Source organism: Heyndrickxia sp. FSL W8-0423 (assembly GCF_038009395.1).
Taxonomy (GTDB): Bacteria; Bacillota; Bacilli; order Bacillales; family Bacillaceae_C; genus Heyndrickxia; species Heyndrickxia sporothermodurans.
Window position 1 is genome coordinate 1,178,002 of the sequence record NZ_JBBPBE010000001.1, and the last position, 14,804, is coordinate 1,192,805.

A 14,804-nucleotide genomic window follows, 5' to 3' on the forward strand; every position below is an offset into this window, starting at 1 on the left:
AATGGGGGTATAAAAATGAAAGTAGCATTGGCATCCGATCATGGCGGCGTTCATATTCGCAAAGAAATTCGCAATTTATTAGAGGAAATGGGAATCGAATATCAAGATTTTGGCTGTAATTGTGAAAGTTCAGTTGATTACCCTGACTATGCTCTCCCTGTTGCGCAAAAAGTGGCAAATGGCGAATTTGACCGTGGAATCCTCATTTGTGGTACAGGAATTGGAATGAGTATTTCTGCAAATAAGGTGAAAGGAATTCGTTGTGCTCTCGTTCACGATGTATTTAGTGCAAAAGCAACCCGTCAGCATAACGATACAAATATGCTAGCGATGGGTGAAAGAGTCATTGGTCCTGGACTTGCATTAGAAATTGCAAAAGTGTGGTTAACAACGGAATTCGAAGGTGGAAGACATGCACGTCGAATTGAAAAATTAACGAATTACGAAGAACAGAATTTGTAATAAATGGTTCATTATACGATAAGTTAGGTGATTGGATTGACTACAGATCTATTACTTTGGAAAGAACAGTTGAAGGAAATAATTAATGACTTTTCCTCCCAAGTTACGTTTAAACAAGGCCAAATTCTAGTTATTGGATGTTCTACATCTGAAGTGATTGGCGAAAAAATTGGGACAGCAGGAAGTGAGGAAGTAGCATCCGTCATATTTGATGAGTTAACTGCCTTTGCACGTAACCATGGGATTCATTTAGCTTTTCAATGCTGTGAACATTTAAACAGAAGTTTAGTAATAGAAAGAGAACTCATGAATCGTCATGAATGGGAGGAAGTTTCCGTCATACCTGTAAGGGCGGCCGGTGGTGCCATGGCGACCTATGCTTATCACCATTTTCAAGATCCTGTCGTGATCGAGTTTATTAAAGCAGATGCGGGTATCGACATTGGTAATACATTTATCGGGATGCATCTAAAACATGTTGCCGTACCAATTAGAGTCAAAAATCATACACTTGGTTCTGCCAATGTTACTCTAGCAAAAACACGACCAAAATTAATTGGCGGGGCTAGAGCCGTTTATGAAAATCAGATGAACGAAAATCAAGAATCCTGCTAAATAATCAGGATTCTTTTTTTGTTCATCATTAAGATGGTTATCACTCAGTAAGCAAAAATTATCAGAAAAAAGTTAAGTATTAGACTTGCCTGTAAGAAAACTATGTTAAAATAAGAAGGTATTTGACTAATTGTTGACGCAGGAGGGGACATAAATGAGTAAGATAGCTGGACAAGATAAAGAAGTATATCAAGCGATTCAAGATGAACTGAAACGCCAACGGACGAAAATTGAATTGATTGCTTCTGAGAATTTTGTAAGTGAAGCTGTAATGGAAGCACAAGGGTCTGTTTTAACGAATAAATATGCAGAAGGATATCCGGGTCGCAGGTACTACGGCGGATGTGAATATGTAGATGTAGTTGAAAATCTTGCTCGTGAACGTGCTAAGCAAATATTTGGTGCAGAACACGCCAATGTTCAACCACATTCAGGTGCTCAGGCAAATATGGCTGTTTATTTTACAGTTCTTGAGCCAGGTGATACCGTTTTAGGTATGAATCTTTCCCATGGAGGCCATTTAACACATGGTAGTCCAGTTAACTTTAGTGGTGTACAGTATAATTTTGTGGAGTATGGTGTAGATGAACATAGCCACACGATCGATTATGAAGACGTATTAAATAAAGCTCGTGAACATAAACCAAAACTGATTGTGGCGGGTGCTAGTGCCTACCCAAGAGTAATAGATTTCAAAAAGTTTCGTGAAATAGCTGATGAAGTTGGAGCGTATCTGATGGTAGATATGGCTCATATTGCTGGATTGGTTGCTTCTGGATTACATCCAAGCCCAGTTCCATTTGCTGACTTTGTTACAACTACTACACATAAAACATTACGCGGCCCACGCGGCGGAATGATCTTGTGTAAAGAAGAATACGCGAAGAAAATTGATAAATCAATTTTTCCCGGAATTCAAGGCGGCCCACTAATGCATGTAATTGCTGCTAAAGCAGTCGCATTTGGGGAAGCTCTGGATGACAGCTTTAAAGAATATTCACAAAAAATCATTGACAATGCCAAACGTCTAGGTGAATCTTTGAAAAAAGAAGGGTTAAGTTTAGTATCCGACGGCACGGATAACCATTTATTATTGGTCGACCTCCGTTCATTAGGTTTAACTGGAAAAGTGGCTGAAAAAGTTCTTGATGATATCGGTATTACAGTAAATAAAAATACAATTCCATTTGATCCGGAGAGTCCATTTGTGACAAGTGGCATTCGTATCGGTACAGCTGCTGTTACTTCTCGCGGCTTTGGACTTGAAGAAATGGACGAAATTGCATCCATTATTGGAAACACATTGAAAAATCATGAAGATGATGAAAAACTAGCAGAAGCACGAACACGAGTATCAGCACTTACCAATAAGTTTCCATTGTACCAAGAAAAATAAATAATAAAGGGAGTTTATTCTAATTGGTCTAGCCTTGAGAATGAACTCCCTTTTCGTGTAGAATGAGATAGGTGAATTTGTAGTAGTAATAAATTTTTATATATTAAGGAGCGAAAAAAATGGGAAATGTTCATGTGATGGATCATCCGCTTATTCAGCATAAATTAACGTACATACGTGATAAAAACACTGGTACTAAAGAATTCCGTGAGTTAGTTGATGAAGTAGCAACACTTATGGTGTATGAAATTACACGTGATATGCCATTAGAAGATATCGAAATCGAAACACCTGTAAGTGTATCGAAGTCTAAAATATTATCGGGAAAGAAAATAGGAATTGTCCCTATTCTTCGTGCCGGAATTGGAATGGTCGATGGCGTGTTGAAGCTAATCCCTGCCGCAAAAGTAGGACATATTGGCTTGTATCGTGATCCGAAAACATTAAAACCTGTTGAATATTATGCAAAACTTCCAAATGATGTGGAAGAAAGAGACTTTATTGTCGTTGATCCGATGCTAGCAACAGGGGGATCGGCTGTCGAAGCAATTAATTCTTTGAAAAAACGTGGTGCGAAAAACATTAAATTTATGTGCCTTATTGCCGCTCCGGAAGGTGTGGAAGCACTGAAAGAAGCACATCCTGATATTGACATATACATTGCCGGATTAGATGAAAAATTAAATGAAAAAGGATACATTGTTCCTGGTCTAGGTGATGCGGGGGATCGTTTATTCGGAACGAAATAAATGGATACTTAGAGGGAGAGAGGACATGAAAAGACCAATAAAAGTAATGACTATTTTTGGAACGAGGCCGGAAGCGATTAAAATGGCCCCTTTAGTTCTTGAACTACAAAAGTATCCCGAAAGTATTGAACCGATTGTTACGGTAACTGCTCAGCACCGCCAAATGTTAGACCAAGTTTTAGATATTTTTCATATTCAACCACATTATGATTTAAATATGATGAAAGATCGCCAATCATTAATAGATATCACAACTAAAGGTTTAGAAGGTCTAGACCATGTAATGAAAGAGGCTAAGCCTGACATTGTTCTAGTACATGGTGATACGACGACAACTTTTGTTGCCAGTCTAGCCGCTTATTATAACAAAATAGTTGTAGGTCATGTGGAAGCCGGGCTACGAACTTGGAACAAATACTCGCCATATCCTGAAGAAATGAATCGTCAATTGACAGGGGTTTTAGCTGACCTTCATTTTGCTCCAACTGAGAAAGCATCTAATAACTTATTAGCTGAGAATAAAAATAAAGACAGTATCTTTATTACCGGAAATACCGCAATAGATGCATTAAAAACGACTGTTAAAAGTGAATACGAACATAAGATTTTAGGGAAACTTGGAGACGATAAACTAATCCTGCTTACTGCACATCGTCGGGAAAATCTCGGGGAACCGATGAGAAATATGTTTCGGGCAGTAAAGCGAATAGTTGATGAACATCCGAAAGTTCAAGTAGTCTATCCCGTTCACTTAAATCCTGCTGTTCGAGATATTGCCAATGAAGTTTTAGGAGGCAATCCTCGTATTCATCTTATCGAACCGCTAGACGTTATTGATTTCCATAACTTTGCCAGTCATGCTTATCTCATTTTGACTGATTCGGGGGGGGTGCAGGAAGAAGCACCATCACTTGGTGTTCCTGTTCTTGTGCTTCGCGATACAACTGAACGTCCGGAAGGAATTGAAGCGGGTACTCTTAAGTTAGCAGGAGTCGAGGAGGAAACAATCTATCAACTTGCTACAGAATTATTAACAAATAAAGAATCCTACGAGAAAATGGCTAAGGCTGCCAATCCATATGGTGATGGACAAGCATCTAAACGTATTGTAGAAGCCATTCAATACTATTTTAAAAATATTAATGAAAAACCGAAACCATATAAACCACTTTAAAACAAGGCGGAGTAATCCGACTTGTTTTTTAATGCTCTTGCTGCATAACCTTACCCTTTCGTGAAAAGCTAATAAAAAAGTAATAAGGAGGGTTTCCTCTAGTGAAACGGCAGCAATTACTTATTGGACTCTTGTTTTTTTTGACTTTCTCGCCAAGTATTTCGGCTAAGGCTTGGAACATACCTTCACTTCCACCACCTTCCCCTTTAGAAAAAGTAGTTATGATTTTTGCAACAAAAGGAACACCTAACAAGGTAGAAATAGAGAATTATATAAAAAAATATCCTTCAATCAAACTTAGGTATCTTTTTTCCGAAACGTTTAATGGATTTTCCGTTGTCGGCTCAAGACAAGACTTACTCAAATTATCACAAATGTATCGCAAAATCTCGGCTACTTATGATAACCAATCCTACAGTGTAGAAAAGCTAAATCCGTCTGCATTATCTTTAATTGGGGCGGAAAAAGCACAAAATTACTATGATTCCAAAGGTAATCGTCTGACAGGGAAGGGAATTAAAGTAGGGGTCATTGATACTGGGATTGATTATACCCATCCGGATTTAAGGTCCAATTATAGTGGTGGCTACGATCTAGTTGATGAGGATAATAATCCGCTTGAGACACAGATCCATGAAGGTGAACCAACCATTCACGGGACACATGTGGCCGGCATAATCGGTGCAAACGGAAGGATGAAAGGGGTTGCACCGGATGTAAAGATCTACGCGTATCGAGCATTAGGAGCGGGTGGTAAAGGCACTACCGAGCAAATATTGGCGGCAATTGAAAGAACAGTGAAAAGTAAACTTGATATCATTAATCTTTCTTTAGGGTCAGATGTTAATGGTCCGGATTTACCTATTAGCATTGCATTAAATAAGGCAGTTGAAAAAGGGATCGTGGCCGTTACATCCAACGGGAATTCAGGTCCAAATCTATGGACGGTAGGAACTCCGGGGACATCTTCAAAAGCCATTTCAGTTGGAGCCTCAACCCCTGTGCTGAAAGTACCTTATTTGTCAGCTGTTCAATTAAAAAGTCCAATCAAACTAGTCCCTTTTGTAGGAAGCGTAAAATGGAACTTAAACCATACGTATCCAGTTCAATACGTCGGAATTGGAAAAAAGAAAGATATGAAAAATGTAGCTGGTAAAATCGCACTTATAAAACGCGGAGAGATAGAGTTCTCAAAAAAAGTAAAAAATGCAGAAGCCGCAGGTGCGGTTGGCGTGATTATTTTTAATAATACGAAAGGACCGTTCGTAGGGAAAATTGATGGTGAAATCGATATCCCTGCAGTTTCGATATCCATGGTTGATGGGGAAAGTTTAATCCCCAAAAAATCTCCTATTTTGGCTTCAACCATTTATAAAGTGGAAAAAGACCTTCTTGCCGATTTTAGCTCAAGAGGTCCCGTAACAGTAAATTGGTCAATAAAACCTGATATTACGGCCCCTGGTGTGGCAATTAAAAGTACGATTCCCGATAAAAGGTATATTGAATTACAAGGGACGAGTATGTCAGCACCATATATTGCCGGTGCGGCTGCTTTAATAAAACAAGCTCACCCGGAGTGGGGGCCTGCCGAAATTAAATCTTCCATTATGAACACGGCAACAATCCTCCACGATGAAAAGGGAAATCGGTATAAAGTTTATGAACAAGGAGCGGGAAGAATTAATATTGATCAAGCGATACATACCGAAACATTAGTTTCACCAAGTAGTCTATCGTTTGGGATACTTACAAAACAATTTGACGAAAACAAAAAGCAAGTAACAATAACAAATATAAGTAATCAAACAAAGCATTATCATTTTAAACTTTTAAAGTATGATGAAAATATAGATTGGAAACTTCCGCTGCCATTTACGTTAAAACCCGGAGAGAAAAGAACCTTGTCAATATCCGCTTTTATTAAAAGAAGCTTCCATACTAATAAAGAAATGATTGATGGATATCTTTCATTGATTGAAAAAGACAAAAGTATTGATCTTCCTTTTCTATTTATAAAAAAGGAACCGAGTTTTCCGAGGTTGATGGGCTTTTCAATAGTGCCCGGAGATTCACCGGAAACTTTCCGTTATGAAGTTTATTTACCGATGGGTGCAGAAGAGTTTGGTATCGCATTATTTGAAGAAGATACATTAAAATTTATAGGATTTCTTGAAGAAAGGAAGAAAGTAGGACCAGGTTTAAAAGAAAACCAAATTGAATTTAAAGCCCCTAAATATTTGAACAAAGTAGTAGCGGTAGCTTTTGCGCGTAACAATGGGCAAGAGGACATCCAAGAACATTCGCTAAAATTATTGCAAAATGATAATGGAAAAAAATAAATGTGGTGCGCGATAAATAAAATAGATAAAATAGTAGACGTAAATAATAAATAGTTTGATATAAAATTTATAAATTTTCGAAAAACAAATTATTTATAAAATTTGATGATTTTGTGACAATTTTAGTGTGGATGGTTGAGATAGTGCGGTTTTTCACAGAAACCAATTGACATTGATAATACCCTATTGTATGCTAACAGAGGGTGTTGAATGATAGGGTTTTCAGTATGCTTTCACAATGAAAAACCTCTTGTCCATTCATCTTATGCAAGGTGAGAATTGAAGTATGCTAGGTACGCAAAAATGTAGTTAGTCATAAAAACTTAACCAGTGTTTTAGAAATACTTGGCTGTAGTTGAGTAGATCCTCATTTTAATACTGAACCACTAATTTTTTCATCGGACTACTCCTTGACTATTACTAGTAAATAATAGTCTTGCTTCATACAGTCCGACATTTCTTTTCGGGAGAGATTTGAAAGACATGCCGGAACTCCAACTAATGTTTAATAGGCACCGCAAGTATATGCTGTATCTTTTATCCCTTTATGTTTTAGGTTGGGGATTTACCCAATATCAATCTGTCTTTTTAGGTTTGATTCTTGGTACTTCAATTAGCTTATATAATCATTGGCTCATGGTAAGAAGAACGAAACGTTTTGGTGAAGCAATAGAAACTGGGAAAAGCTTTCGATCGTTCGGTACTGTCACGAGAATGATAGCGGCGGTCCTAGCAGTTATGATTGCTACGAAGTATCCTGAGTATTTTAATTTCTTATGTGTTATTTTGGGATTAGTGACATCTTATGTTGTCATTATGATAGATTTTATTATTCATCATATTATACAATCACATAAATAGCAGGAAGAGAGGTGAATTTGATTGGAACACGGAGCGCCGTTATGGGAATTTATGGGGCTTACCTTTAACTTGGCAAACGTGCTAATGATTACTGTTGCTTCATTAATAGTATTTATTATCGCGTTACTATCTACAAGAAAATTAGCGATGAAACCTACAGGTATGCAGAACTTCTTTGAGTGGATTATGGACTTTGTTAAAGGAATTATTAAGAGTAACATGGATTGGAAAACAGGTGGTGCCTTTCACGTTTTAGGCATAACGATTATTATGTACATTTTTGTTTCCAATATGTTAGGTCTTCCATTTTCAGTAGTTATAAAAGGAGACTTATGGTGGAAATCACCTACTGCCGACCCTACGATCGCACTAACTTTAGCGATAATGATTGTTGGATTAACTCATTTTTATGGTGTTAGACAAAAAGGGTTTGGTGGATATTTAAAAGGCTTTAAAGAGCCGTTTGCGTTTATGGTTCCTTTCAAAATTATTGAGGAATTTTCAAACACTTTAACATTAGGTCTCCGTCTTTACGGAAACATCTATGCAGGTGAAATTTTACTTTCACTTTTAGCTGGTGGTCTTGCAATGTCAGGTCCCGGCGGTTGGATTGGAGCTATCATTCCAACGCTTGCATGGCAAGGATTCTCAGTCTTTGTAGGGACAATTCAAGCATTTATTTTTACTATGTTAACAATGGTGTATATGGCACACAAAGTGAGTCAGGACCATTAATATAATATTCGTCCAATAGGACAAAAACTATTTTTATAAAAAATTTTTTTATACATTTAAAGGAGGAACTTTATAATGAGTTTGGGTGTAATCGCAGCAGCAATTGCTATCGGTTTAGGTGCACTTGGTGCAGGTATTGGTAACGGTCTTATTGTATCTCGTACAGTTGAGGGGATTGCTCGTCAACCAGAAGCACGTGGTATGCTTCAAACAACTATGTTTATCGGGGTTGCGTTAGTAGAAGCCCTACCGATTATCGCAGCGGTAATCGCGTTCATGGTTGTTAATAAATAGTTTTAGCATTCAAAATGGCGAAGATCATCTGATAGAACCTTCGCCATTGCTTTATGTTACGACAAGCGAAAAGTCTATGGATTTTACTTATGGGTAACAAGTGAAATCAGTATATTTTACTAAAGATTAAAAGAGATTGTTTATATAAAACCTGTTTTAGGTATTGACTCTTGAAGGGAGTGAATAGAGCGTGTTAACAAGTAGTTTTGTACTTGGAGTAGCTGAAGGTGGACATAAATTTTTGAACACTGGTGATATTATTTTCCAGCTGCTCATGTTTATTATATTGTTGGCATTACTTAAAAAGTTTGCGTGGGGCCCATTAATGGGAATCATGAAGCAACGTGAAGAACATGTTGCAAATGAAATTGAAGCAGCGGAGAAAAGCCGTGCAGAAGCAAGCAATCTATTAGAAGAACAACGTGCATTATTAAAAGAAGCACGTGTAGAAGCACAAGGATTAATTGAAAATGCGAAAAAGCAAGGCGATCTTCAACGTGAAGAAATTATTACTACTGCACGTGCGGAAGCAAATCGCTTAAAAGAGAGTGCAAAAGTAGAAATCGAACAACAAAAAGAATTGGCAGTAGCTGCTTTACGTGAACAAGTGGCATCCTTATCTGTATTAATTGCTTCTAAAGTGATTGAGAAAGAACTAACTGTAGCTGATCAAGAGAAGCTAATTAATGACTATATTCAAGAGGCAGGAGAAAAACGATGAGTAACAATGCAGTTGCAAAACGCTATGCTACCGCGCTTTTTGAGCTAGCCAAAGAACAAAATCTATTGGAGCAAGTTCAAGATGAACTTCGTGCCATAAAAAAAGCTATCAAAGATAATCCTGAATTAATTAATCTTTTAACATCTCCAAAATTTTCTTCTGAAAAGAAAATTGACATGATTAAAGAGATTTTTCATTCGGCTTCAAATGTAGTTGTAAATACACTAATGTTATTAACTGAGCGCCATCGTGTGAATGAAATAACTAGTGTTGCAGATGAATATATCGAGCTTGCTAACTTAAATAACGGAATAGCTGAAGCAATTGTATATTCCACAAGACCGTTAAACGCAAGTGAAAGCGAAGCGATATCATCTGTTTTTGCAAAAAAAGTTGGCAGAGTTTCATTAAATATTGAAAATGTCATTGATACGGATCTACTCGGTGGAGTGAAGGTTCGAATTGGAAATAAAATATTCGACGGCAGCCTACGTGGCAAACTAGACCGTCTAGAACGCAGTTTAATTAGCTAAATTTAACATGAGGGGTGAAATTCATGAGCATTAAAGCTGAAGAAATCAGCGCGCTGATAAAAAAGCAAATTGAAAATTATCAGTCTGAAATGAAGGTTAGCGATGTTGGTACTGTTATTTCAATCGGTGACGGTATTGCTCGTGCTCATGGTCTCGACAATGCAATGTCTGGTGAACTTGTAGAGTTTTCTAACGGAGTGATGGGTCTTGCTCAGAACTTAGAAGAAAACAATGTAGGTATCATTATTTTAGGACCATATACTGATATTCGTGAAGGCGATGAAGTTCGCCGTACTGGTAGAATCATGGAAGTTCCTGTAGGTGAGGAGTTAATTGGACGTGTTGTCAATTCATTAGGACAGCCTGTTGATGGTCTTGGGCCAATCAACACTGCAAAAACTCGCCCAATTGAAAAGAAAGCACCTGGTGTAATGGCTCGTAAATCTGTACATGAACCACTACAAACAGGGATTAAAGCGATCGATGCACTTGTGCCAATTGGTCGTGGTCAACGTGAGTTAATCATTGGTGACCGTCAAACTGGTAAAACAACTGTAGCAATCGATGCAATTATTAATCAACAAGACCAAGATATGATTTGTATTTACGTTGCAATCGGACAAAAAGAATCAACTGTTAGAAGTACTGTAGAAACACTTCGTAAACATGGTGCATTGGATTATACAATCGTTGTTACGGCTTCTGCTGCACAACCATCACCATTATTGTACCTTGCACCTTATACAGGTGTAACAATGGCAGAGGAATTTATGTACAATGGCAAGCACGTTTTAATCATCTATGATGATTTATCGAAACAAGCTGCTGCATATCGTGAGCTTTCCTTGCTATTACGTCGTCCTCCAGGTCGTGAGGCATATCCCGGTGATGTATTCTACTTACATTCTCGTTTATTGGAGCGTGCAGCTAAGTTAAACGATGACTTAGGCGGCGGTTCGATAACAGCTCTACCATTCGTTGAAACACAAGCAGGCGATATTTCTGCTTATATTCCAACAAACGTAATTTCTATTACAGATGGTCAGATTTTCTTACAATCAGACTTATTCTTCTCAGGTGTGCGTCCGGCGATCAATGCAGGTCTTTCTGTATCCCGTGTAGGGGGATCAGCTCAAATTAAAGCAATGAAAAAGGTATCAGGTACACTACGTCTTGACCTTGCTTCATTCCGTGAGCTTGAATCATTTGCACAATTCGGATCTGACCTTGATCAAACAACACAAGCTAAATTAGCTCGTGGACAACGTACTGTTGAAGTATTGAAGCAAGATTTGAATAAGCCAATTAAAGTAGAGAAACAAGTAATGATTCTTTATGCTTTAACAAAAGGGTTCTTAGATGATATTCCAGTTCAGGATATTGTTCGTTTCGAATTAGAATTCTACACTTGGTTAGATGCAAATCGTGCCGAACTTCTTGGCCAAATTCGTACAACTGGTGGACTTCCGGCTGATGAAGATATGGCTTCAGCTATCAATGAATTTAAGAAAACATTCTCTAAATCAGAATAATGTTTTTTCCTAATAAAGGTAATAATGAAGGCCTTCGCTCCCTTTTAGCAATTGTCCTAAAGGGTGAGGCCTACTTAAAAACAAGGGTGGTGAGAAATAGTGGCATCCTTACGTGATTTAAAATCTCGTATTAATTCGACGAAAAAAACTAGTCAAATTACAAAAGCGATGCAAATGGTTTCTGCATCTGCATTAAATAGAGCAGAAATGAATGCAAAATCTTTCGTTCCATATATGGAGAAGATTCAAGAGGTTGTTGCCAGCATCGCATTAGGCAGTAAAGATGCAAGTCATCCAATGCTTGAAACACGCCCTGTTAAAAAAACTTGTTATTTAGTCATTACATCTGATCGTGGATTAGCAGGAGCTTATAACAGCAGCGTGTTAAAGTTAGTTCATAATAAAATTCGTGAAAGACATCGTTCAGATGATGAATATGTCATTGTTGCGATTGGCCGTGTCGGCGCCGATTATTTTAGAAATCGTAATATGAATGTCGTATTAGATGTTATTGGACTTCCCGATCATCCTTCATTTGCAGATATTGTGAAAATCACGAATAAAACAGTAAGTATGTTTGCTGATGGTACGTATGATGAACTTTACATGTACTACAACCATTTTGTAAATGCAATCAGTCAAGAAGTAACGGAGAAAAAACTGTTGCCGCTAACGGATATTACTTCATCTAATAAGCTTATTTCTTATGAATTTGAGCCTTCTGCAGAGGATATTTTAGAAACATTGCTTCCTCAATACGCTGAAAGCCTTATTTATGGAGCATTATTAGATGGTAAAGCAAGTGAGCACGCAGCCAGAATGACTGCGATGAAGAGTGCAACAGATAACGCGAAAGAACTGATTGATTCGTTAACACTTTCTTATAACCGTGCACGCCAAGCTGCAATTACTCAGGAGATTACTGAAATTGTTGGTGGAGCTGCAGCGCTTGAATAGATTGTATTAGCATACCAATTGAATACAAGAAGCTTAGGGAAAATTTATAGCACCTAAGTCTTTCTTTAATGCAAGATAGGAGGGAAAAGGATGAACACTGGACGCGTTCTTCAAGTAATGGGTCCGGTTGTTGACGTCAAGTTTGAAAACGGTCAACTTCCAGATATTTATAATTCGTTAAAAATTCAATATAAAGCTCAAACTGCGACTGAAGTTGATATTGATTTAACTTTAGAAGTTGCTCTTCACCTAGGTGATGATTCCGTTCGTACAATTGCGATGGACTCTACTGATGGGGTTCAACGTGGTATGGAAGTAATTGATAGTGGGGCACCTATTTCTGTTCCTGTAGGTGACGTAACACTTGGTCGTGTTTTTAACGTATTAGGTGACACGATCGATTTAAATGATGAAATTCCTGCAGATGTACGTCGTGACCCAATTCATCGGTCTGCACCATCATTTGAGCAACTTTCAACTGAGGTTGAAATTCTTGAAACAGGAATTAAAGTAGTAGACTTACTTGCACCATATATTAAAGGTGGTAAGATTGGTCTATTCGGTGGTGCCGGTGTAGGTAAAACGGTATTAATTCAGGAACTTATTAACAATATCGCACAAGAACATGGTGGTATTTCTGTATTTGCCGGTGTTGGTGAACGTACACGTGAAGGAAATGACCTATATTGGGAAATGACTGATTCAGGTGTTATTAAGAAAACAGCAATGGTTTTTGGTCAAATGAATGAACCGCCTGGTGCTCGTATGCGTGTAGCATTAACAGGCTTAACGATGGCTGAATATTTCCGTGATGTTCAAGGTCAAGATGTTCTTTTATTTATCGATAATATTTTCCGCTTTACACAAGCTGGTTCAGAGGTGTCTGCCTTATTAGGTCGTATGCCTTCTGCCGTTGGTTACCAACCAACACTTGCAACTGAAATGGGTCAATTACAAGAACGTATTACATCTACAAATGTAGGTTCTGTAACATCTATCCAAGCAATCTACGTTCCTGCCGATGACTATACAGATCCGGCTCCAGCAACGACGTTTGCTCACTTAGATGCAACAACAAACTTAGAGCGTAAACTTTCGGAAATGGGTATTTACCCTGCAGTGGATCCTCTTGCATCAACATCGCGTGCACTTTCACCTGAAATTGTTGGTGAAGAGCATTACAATGTTGCACGCCAAGTACAACAAACATTGCAACGTTACCGAGAATTACAAGATATTATTGCCATCTTAGGAATGGACGAACTTAGTGACGACGATAAATTAATCGTTGCACGTGCACGTCGTATTCAATTCTTCTTATCACAAAACTTCCACGTTGCAGAACAATTTACAGGTCAAAAAGGTTCATATGTTCCTGTAAAAGAAACTGTAAGAGGATTTAAAGAGGTATTAGAAGGAAAATATGACCATCTTCCAGAAGATGCATTCCGTCTTGTTGGTTCAATCGATGATGTTATCAAACAAGCTAAAGAGATGGGCGTAGAGGTATAATAAGGGACCAGGAGGATCGCAAAATGAAGACATTAAAAGTCAGTATTGTCACTCCAGACGGCCCAGTGTATGATTCAAATGTTGAAATGGTAAGTACAAAAGCCCAAAGTGGTGAATTGGGTATTTTGCCGGGACATATTCCAATGGTGGCACCACTTCAAATAGGTGCTGTACGACTAAAAAACGGCAATAACACTGAGCTTGTAGCAGTTAGCGGTGGTTTTCTTGAAGTACGTCCAGAGCAAGTAACCATTTTAGCTCAATCAGCTGAAAAGGCAGAAAGCATTGACATAGAGCGTGCAAAAGAAGCGAAGTCTCGTGCAGAAGGTCGAATTCAATCAAACCAACCTGAAGTAGATCGAGTGCGTGCGGAGTTAGCATTAAGACGAGCAATAAATCGTATTAATGTTTTCGAACACCGTTTCTAAAATATGCTTAAAACACCTTCTGATTTAGCCGTCAGAAGGTGTTTTTAAATAAATATGTTACAACTTTTTCTATCTGGAAAGGAGAGATACATATGGTTCCGGAATTTGGACAACAAGCGTTGCTCAGTATAATCTCACATTTGTTTTTTATCGTTTTAACATTTTGGGCACTTGGAGCACTAAACTTTGAAAAATTATTAAAACCTAATCGTGTTATACAGGCAAGATTACTTTATGTTTTAATTACCATCGCAATTGGATCCGCAATTAGTAACTTCTTCTTAGATTATCTGTTATGGTCAAAACAGATTCCACTTTTATTTTAAAATTTGTCATCATTTTGTAATAATTGGCCTATCTTTCCTGTATCATATTGAATAAATATTGATTATGATTAATTTTGTATGTGGAATTTGTTACTTTCTTTAATTTATAACGTCTAAATAAAAGGGCAGATTATTTGTTTTATTTTCATTTCGATTGTCAAAAGATGACG

16 protein-coding genes are annotated in these 14,804 nt (G+C 37.8%); all 16 read left to right on the plus strand.

Annotated features, from left to right (window positions below; genetic code table 11):
* The first annotated feature begins 15 nt into the window (after window positions 1–15).
* The 16 genes from rpiB (at window position 16) to MKY81_RS06010 (ending at window position 14,634) form a co-directional block, all read left to right on the plus strand.
* Window positions 16–462, plus strand: a complete 447-nt coding sequence (gene rpiB / locus MKY81_RS05935) for a ribose 5-phosphate isomerase B (RefSeq protein ID WP_107920567.1) — start codon at window positions 16–18, stop codon at window positions 460–462.
* Between the two features lie 36 nt (window positions 463–498).
* Window positions 499–1,077, plus strand: a complete 579-nt coding sequence (locus MKY81_RS05940; RefSeq protein WP_108072187.1) for a TIGR01440 family protein — start codon at window positions 499–501, stop codon at window positions 1,075–1,077.
* Window positions 1,078–1,231: 154 nt separating this feature from the next.
* The gene (gene glyA, locus MKY81_RS05945; RefSeq protein WP_066231136.1) at window positions 1,232–2,473 is read left to right on the plus strand and encodes a serine hydroxymethyltransferase; all 1,242 of its coding nucleotides are present in this window, start codon (window positions 1,232–1,234) and stop codon (window positions 2,471–2,473) included.
* A gap of 119 nt (window positions 2,474–2,592) precedes the next feature.
* Window positions 2,593–3,222: a uracil phosphoribosyltransferase gene (gene upp, locus MKY81_RS05950; RefSeq protein ID WP_066231139.1), complete on the plus strand. Its 630-nt coding sequence runs from the start codon at window positions 2,593–2,595 to the stop codon at window positions 3,220–3,222.
* A 25-nt stretch (window positions 3,223–3,247) separates the two neighbouring features.
* Complete coding sequence (gene wecB, locus MKY81_RS05955) at window positions 3,248–4,396, plus strand: non-hydrolyzing UDP-N-acetylglucosamine 2-epimerase (RefSeq protein ID WP_107920568.1); 1,149 nt, start codon at window positions 3,248–3,250, stop codon at window positions 4,394–4,396.
* Between the two features lie 101 nt (window positions 4,397–4,497).
* On the plus strand, window positions 4,498–6,735 hold the full coding sequence (locus MKY81_RS05960; protein WP_108072188.1) for a S8 family serine peptidase: 2,238 nt from the start codon (window positions 4,498–4,500) through the stop codon (window positions 6,733–6,735).
* 483 nt (window positions 6,736–7,218) lie between these two features.
* Complete coding sequence (locus MKY81_RS05965) at window positions 7,219–7,596, plus strand: ATP synthase subunit I (protein WP_066231150.1); 378 nt, start codon at window positions 7,219–7,221, stop codon at window positions 7,594–7,596.
* Between the two features lie 21 nt (window positions 7,597–7,617).
* A complete protein-coding gene (gene atpB, locus MKY81_RS05970) occupies window positions 7,618–8,331 on the plus strand; it encodes a F0F1 ATP synthase subunit A (protein ID WP_108072190.1) in 714 nt (237 codons plus the stop codon).
* A 75-nt stretch (window positions 8,332–8,406) separates the two neighbouring features.
* The gene (gene atpE / locus MKY81_RS05975; RefSeq protein WP_058005271.1) at window positions 8,407–8,625 is read left to right on the plus strand and encodes a F0F1 ATP synthase subunit C; all 219 of its coding nucleotides are present in this window, start codon (window positions 8,407–8,409) and stop codon (window positions 8,623–8,625) included.
* 190 nt (window positions 8,626–8,815) lie between these two features.
* Window positions 8,816–9,346, plus strand: coding sequence for a F0F1 ATP synthase subunit B (gene atpF / locus MKY81_RS05980; RefSeq protein WP_066231155.1), 531 nt, complete (start codon window positions 8,816–8,818; stop codon window positions 9,344–9,346).
* Window positions 9,343–9,879 (plus strand): F0F1 ATP synthase subunit delta, encoded by a 537-nt coding sequence (locus MKY81_RS05985; RefSeq protein ID WP_066231159.1) that lies wholly within the window; start codon window positions 9,343–9,345, stop codon window positions 9,877–9,879. Before atpF ends, MKY81_RS05985 begins: the two co-directional genes overlap by 4 nt.
* A gap of 23 nt (window positions 9,880–9,902) precedes the next feature.
* Window positions 9,903–11,411, plus strand: coding sequence for a F0F1 ATP synthase subunit alpha (gene atpA / locus MKY81_RS05990; protein WP_066231163.1), 1,509 nt, complete (start codon window positions 9,903–9,905; stop codon window positions 11,409–11,411).
* 99 nt (window positions 11,412–11,510) lie between these two features.
* On the plus strand, window positions 11,511–12,368 hold the full coding sequence (locus MKY81_RS05995) for a F0F1 ATP synthase subunit gamma (RefSeq protein ID WP_066231166.1): 858 nt from the start codon (window positions 11,511–11,513) through the stop codon (window positions 12,366–12,368).
* 90 nt (window positions 12,369–12,458) lie between these two features.
* Window positions 12,459–13,880: a F0F1 ATP synthase subunit beta gene (atpD, locus tag MKY81_RS06000; protein ID WP_066231167.1), complete on the plus strand. Its 1,422-nt coding sequence runs from the start codon at window positions 12,459–12,461 to the stop codon at window positions 13,878–13,880.
* Between the two features lie 23 nt (window positions 13,881–13,903).
* The gene (locus MKY81_RS06005; RefSeq protein WP_066231169.1) at window positions 13,904–14,308 is read left to right on the plus strand and encodes a F0F1 ATP synthase subunit epsilon; all 405 of its coding nucleotides are present in this window, start codon (window positions 13,904–13,906) and stop codon (window positions 14,306–14,308) included.
* A 92-nt stretch (window positions 14,309–14,400) separates the two neighbouring features.
* Window positions 14,401–14,634 (plus strand): DUF1146 family protein, encoded by a 234-nt coding sequence (locus MKY81_RS06010; protein WP_066231172.1) that lies wholly within the window; start codon window positions 14,401–14,403, stop codon window positions 14,632–14,634.
* The last annotated feature ends 170 nt before the right edge of the window (window positions 14,635–14,804 follow it).

Bases quoted from the DNA above. Each gene is read 5' to 3' on its own strand.
- rpiB (WP_107920567.1), top strand. From the start codon at position 16: ATGAAAGTAGCATTGGCATCCGATCATGGCGGCGTTCATATTCGCAAA.
- glyA (WP_066231136.1), top strand. From the start codon at position 1,232: ATGAGTAAGATAGCTGGACAAGATAAAGAAGTATATCAAGCGATTCAA.
- upp (WP_066231139.1), top strand. From the start codon at position 2,593: ATGGGAAATGTTCATGTGATGGATCATCCGCTTATTCAGCATAAATTA.
- wecB (WP_107920568.1), top strand. From the start codon at position 3,248: ATGAAAAGACCAATAAAAGTAATGACTATTTTTGGAACGAGGCCGGAA.
- MKY81_RS05965 (WP_066231150.1), top strand. From the start codon at position 7,219: ATGCCGGAACTCCAACTAATGTTTAATAGGCACCGCAAGTATATGCTG.
- atpE (WP_058005271.1), top strand. From the start codon at position 8,407: ATGAGTTTGGGTGTAATCGCAGCAGCAATTGCTATCGGTTTAGGTGCA.
- MKY81_RS05985 (WP_066231159.1), top strand. From the start codon at position 9,343: ATGAGTAACAATGCAGTTGCAAAACGCTATGCTACCGCGCTTTTTGAG.
- atpA (WP_066231163.1), top strand. From the start codon at position 9,903: ATGAGCATTAAAGCTGAAGAAATCAGCGCGCTGATAAAAAAGCAAATT.
- atpD (WP_066231167.1), top strand. From the start codon at position 12,459: ATGAACACTGGACGCGTTCTTCAAGTAATGGGTCCGGTTGTTGACGTC.
- MKY81_RS06005 (WP_066231169.1), top strand. From the start codon at position 13,904: ATGAAGACATTAAAAGTCAGTATTGTCACTCCAGACGGCCCAGTGTAT.
- MKY81_RS06010 (WP_066231172.1), top strand. From the start codon at position 14,401: ATGGTTCCGGAATTTGGACAACAAGCGTTGCTCAGTATAATCTCACAT.